This window comes from Microcystis sp. LE18-22.4A, assembly GCF_027531105.1.
In the GTDB taxonomy this organism is placed as follows: Bacteria; Cyanobacteriota; Cyanobacteriia; order Cyanobacteriales; family Microcystaceae; genus Microcystis; species Microcystis aeruginosa.
In genome coordinates this window covers 1-4,154 of the sequence record NZ_JAPZRB010000373.1, presented here as the reverse complement: position 1 = coordinate 4,154, position 4,154 = coordinate 1, and the positions used below count along the sequence as shown (strand labels likewise).

General features: G+C 41.3%; 5 protein-coding genes. 1 reads left to right on the top strand and 4 read right to left on the bottom strand.

Annotated elements, in window-relative coordinates:
• A partial coding sequence (locus O9295_RS16695; protein ID WP_288033973.1) for a helix-turn-helix domain-containing protein occupies positions 1–234 on the bottom strand: 234 nt, incomplete at its 3' end.
• A 109-nt stretch (positions 235–343) separates the two neighbouring features.
• Between O9295_RS16695 and O9295_RS16690 the strand changes: the two genes are divergently transcribed.
• Positions 344–556: an IS200/IS605 family transposase gene (locus O9295_RS16690; protein ID WP_502846513.1), complete on the top strand. Its 213-nt coding sequence runs from the start codon at positions 344–346 to the stop codon at positions 554–556.
• A gap of 490 nt (positions 557–1,046) precedes the next feature.
• Here O9295_RS16690 and O9295_RS16680 read toward each other — a convergent pair whose 3' ends face one another.
• From O9295_RS16680 to O9295_RS16670, 3 genes are all read right to left on the bottom strand, one after another.
• On the bottom strand, positions 1,047–2,582 hold the full coding sequence (locus O9295_RS16680) for a serine/threonine-protein kinase (protein ID WP_288033971.1): 1,536 nt from the start codon (positions 2,580–2,582) through the stop codon (positions 1,047–1,049).
• A 312-nt stretch (positions 2,583–2,894) separates the two neighbouring features.
• Positions 2,895–3,662, bottom strand: a complete 768-nt coding sequence (locus tag O9295_RS16675) for a DUF6816 family protein (RefSeq protein WP_288033969.1) — start codon at positions 3,660–3,662, stop codon at positions 2,895–2,897.
• A gap of 36 nt (positions 3,663–3,698) precedes the next feature.
• The coding region (locus tag O9295_RS16670; RefSeq protein WP_288033968.1) for an RNA-guided endonuclease InsQ/TnpB family protein at positions 3,699–4,154 on the bottom strand (456 nt) is incomplete at its 5' end.

Here is a 4,154-nt window from a genome sequence, read left to right as displayed (position 1 = left end):
TTCCGTTAGATTTTTAGCTTGAACGAAGTAATTTGGATAGGGTTCATCCGCAGGAATTATGTACTCGGAAACTAACGAACAACGATCCGCAAGACACTTTCGAGAGTTTAACCAATCTTTCCGTTCTGAAAGAGCGTAATTGTAAACGCTTTTGGCAACATCAAGAATGTGGATTATCTCCCGTTCCTGTTGCCTGTTTACCTTTAGTTTGTACTGGTAGGTAAGCGTTATCACTGTCGTTAGTTTCGTGATGTAAAATTAGATTATAACACTTACCATCTAATATGTCAACTGATTACAATCATGAATTTTGCTCTGTTTATAGACTTACCGCTCATGTGGTATTTGTCATCAAATACCGACCATTGCTATTAACAATGAAATCTTAGCCCGACTTAAAGAAATCTTTGTGTCAACGCTCACAAAATGGGACAGCACATTACTTGATTTCAACGGTGAATCGGATTACGTTCACCTGATTATCGATGACAAGCCTGACATCGCTTTATCCAAATTAATCGCTAACCTTAAAACAGTTAGTAGTCCCATTAATTAGAAAGGAATTTCTGGATTTGGCGGCCAAGTATTTCGACAATAAACCTTATTTTTGGACGGGAGCTTATTTCGTGGCTAGTTGTGGCGGCGTTAAGTACCTAAGCAAAATTAATTACACATTTCGATCAAGCTTTTGCCTTTTGCCTCTTGCCTTTTGCCTATCCTAACCAAGAAATTAATTTTGCACGACTACTTACTGTCGAACAACTAAAAAAATACGTCGAGAACCAAAACTCCCCAAAAGTGGAAACGCTACCGCGTTAGTTTCATTCTGGTCGCGATTCATCTCCCGTTAACTGCGTAGCGGTTTAACGGGAGTCCTCTCGCGACCTTGAGATAGAACTAGGGGGCAACCGCTTATTCTTAAGATTAGCCGAATCTCCCCCAATCCCTTTGCTGTTGCCAGAGTGCCTCGTCTCAACAAGCAATTTAAATGCGCGGGAGGTTCACCTGATGAGCCTTTCTCTCTCAAATCTTAAGGCCGATGCGTTTCATTTTTGAATTGGCGTAATGACGGCTGGAACGGTCGTGGCTGCTAATTTGCCGATCGCATCAATGATTCCCAAAGAAAAAGCATAACCCGGGGGACAGGGTAATTCATCACTGGAAAGAGGTAGTGAATCCCCTACGGTTGATAATAATGGCGGTTCTGTCGTCGTTTGGATGCTTTCACAATAGCTAACTCTCGTGACATAATTGGAGGGGGTTTTCCGAAAATTAGGAATACTGAAAGTTCCATAATCTGTCGGGTCTTTAGGTTGCCAATTTTGTTGGCGTTTGCTATCGGCATCTGACATTTTACCCCCCCATAAAACCGCTACATAACCATAACTATCACTTTGGCGAGGAATCGCGGCTACTTGCACTCCATGATTATTAATAACTTGTACCTCAAAATAATGGCTGGGTAGGGCAATTAATCCTGAGAGTTTTTCAAGAAATTTTCCCTTGTCTAAATAGGATGTATTTTGTACATTAACATAAATAGATAATAATTTAATTACTTCTAAATTGCTGGGGCGAATAATCGGTTGAGTTGGTGAGGTGGGTGGTTCAATCTTTGATGATTCTTGGGTGGTTTTGAACCCATAAAACAGGGCTATCAAAGCAGCAATTGCACTGCCAAACCACAAATAATTACCATAGACATTTTTCGCTTTGCGAGGCTGATTGAGGTCTTTTAATGCCGCTGAAGCTGATGTATAGCGGTTACTTAGACCTGGCGCAATTAGACCATCTAAAACTTCCGCTAATTGAGAACTAACCGTATTTTCCCCAAGCCAGTCTCGCCATACCCAATTATTATCACCATCCACTAAATTAAACGGTGATGTATTAGTTAATAAATAAATACAGGTTACACCTAAACTATAGAGGTCACTAGCAAAAACCGCTTTTCCTCGTAATTGTTCTGGGGCGACAAATTCCGCAGTTCCGATGCTAGTTCCCGTTTTAGCCAGGTTAGTTCCCGTGTGGAGTTTAGTCGCCCCAAAATCTACTAAAAAGAGACGTTTATCGCTTGTTCTACGGATAATATTAGCGGGTTTAACATCCCGATGAATTAGGTTTTTAGCGTGTAGATATTGTAAAATCGGTAAAATTTGATTGAGTATATCTCGGATTTGGCTTTCTCTAAATACCCCCCTTGCTGCTAATTCTTGTTCTAAGGTTTCTCCTGGAATGAACTCTTGGATAAGATACTGTTGTTCATCTATATAAAAATATGCCAAAAATTTGGGGATTTGGAGATGGTTAAGCACCTGTAAACTTTGGGCTTCTCGACGGAAGAGGCCAGAGGATACCTGAGCATCATTAGTCCTATGGGGGGAAAATTGTTTAATCGCACAGGGAGGGTGATTAGTTTCGCTTTCATCTATACCTAAATAGGTGATGCCAAACCCCCCAGACCCAATTTCTCTCAATCCTCGATAGCGATCGCCTAACTTTAATGACTGACCGCAGCGTTCACAGGATACAATATCTTTAGGGTTTTCGTGGCGACAGGTGGGATTAAAACAAAGACTCATAGTTTTTCCCCAGGACATAGTTATCGCTTAACTCTAACACAGATGCTGAGACTATGAGACCATCAACTGTTGATGATTATTACTGAACTTCCCCGTTGACAAAAGGCCATAACATCTGCTGTAGGAGGGATTAAGAGTATTCAAACCAATCGTCCCCAAGTCCTCCAATAAAGTCCGAAAACTAGGCCCGGGAAAGTTCTCTTAATTCCTTTTGGACATAATCTTAGGTTTTATGGCTAGAATTGTCTCTTGTCTTTTTCTCTTCCTGTCTCCTCACCTAAGGGAAGATTTTTGATTTTTTCAGGATCTATATTAATCTTTCAGCAATTGTAAGCGATAACGATACAAAGCCACAGGACGATTCGGCGCTTGGAAATAATCAGGCGATTGGGGGGAAAGATAAATGGCTGTCACCTGATCGCCTAGAATTTTATTAGGAGATAATAACTGATAGGCGGTGGTGGTTTCCACCTCATTAAGATAAGTATTGGTTTCTCCCCGGAAAGTTTGTTGACTAATTTCTGTGGCAATAAATTGATTTCGGCTAGGAGTTTCGCTATTTCTGGCAATTACCGTGGAAATTAGTTGATGAGCGCCCCGTAAAAAGGTAATCTGACGATTGGGATTATTGGGGTCAGTTTTTACCGATAATACCGATTGATTACCTAAATAGGCGCGACTAATTGCTAAACCATTAAAGGATCGATCGGCCACAGTTGATGGTTTACTGATAATGGTGGATAAAAAGGCAGCATTTATCGGTCTGGACATAGCTTTCTCGATGAATCTCACTGGAAACTCGATCGATTGTTCTAGGTAACGACGATTACTTTCAAAACCAGGTGTGATAATCTGGGGAGCAAGAGGAGCGGTTAAATCGATCAGAGTACTGGTGACAGTCCAATTGCCTACCATCCAATCGGGATAAACTAAATCTCCGCTGGCAAAACTAACCACCGGTTTAGTCATCCAGCGAGGATAATCGGTTAAGCGATCGCTTAAATTTCCTGCTATAGATAATTCTAAATGGTTACTACAGCCTAGAATCAATACTAACAAGAACAAAATTATCCTTTGCATGGGTAAAAATATTTTTTAATTGACATACTCCCACCGTCAAGCTACGCTGTGACGGTGGATTCTTGACCTATCACTATCGGAAATTCCTTGTTCAACGAGACAGCTTAGATTCTCAATGTCTCCATTAAGAATCCAGAGGCCGGACTCTCCCCCCCCTTGTCCCCCCGCCCCCCGATGTCGGGGGGGCAGGGGGGGTGGGGGGTTTGGGTCGGTTTCTGTTTGCCCAACAGTACCGTTGAGATGATTTCCCAAATATTGCCACCCTTTTTTAAGAATATTTATTGCTGCATTATGATCCCTATCTAAGACTGTTTTACAATTGGGGCATTGATGAGTTCTAGTGCTTAATGATTTTTGAACTCTCGTCCCACAAACTGAACAATCTTGAGAAGTAAAATGGGGAGGAACAGCAATACAAACAATCCGATAAATCTTGGCAAAAAATTCAAACCATTCGGTGAATTGATACCAAGAAGCATCACTAATCGACTT